The sequence below is a fragment of the Bacillus sp. 05T31 genome (genome assembly GCF_056396725.1).
This window is the reverse complement of the sequence record NZ_JBFTMA010001296.1, coordinates 1-541: the sequence shown is the minus strand read 5'-3', so window position 1 is coordinate 541 and position 541 is coordinate 1. Positions and strand designations below refer to the sequence as shown.

The following is a 541-nucleotide window of genomic DNA, read 5'->3' as shown; positions in this document are numbered from 1 at the left end:
GACCATATAAATGGCACTCCAATCGTTCTGGTTTTATCTTTTTACAATGATGAATTTGAAAGAATGACTTCCACGTTTTAAATAAAATTTCGATTTGCCAACGCAAAGAATACCAGTCATGTACCTGTCCCATCGGGACAATATCTGTAGGGGTCTTTGTCAAATATACATGGATACCGCTGAGTCGTTTACTACGAGGAGAATACTTCATTCCTTTCTTTTTTTCTCTTACAGTTTGATCTTGTAATCGTTTTTGTTGTTGTACTTTTGTTAGTCGATGAACAATCACACGAGTTGGTACTTTATCCATCATTCCTACATAAGCATCGGATATTTTACATGTTTGTCCTGGCTGAATAGAGTTCATTAAGAGCTCCATATCTATCTGTATATACTCTGTACCTTTCTTGATTCTTCCATCTTGAAAATAATCAGGGGTGGGATTTTTTTGATAAATACGTGTATTTGATTTAATACGAGAGATATAGTAAGCCTTTTTATCTTGTATATGTGTATATGTTGAAGATCTTTCAAGTGAAAA

At 34.0% G+C, this 541-nt stretch carries 1 pseudogene; it reads right to left on the bottom strand.

The features are described 5' to 3' along the window. Positions 1 to 541, bottom strand: a pseudogene (locus AC1DJR_RS33000) (IS4 family transposase); the annotation flags it as partial.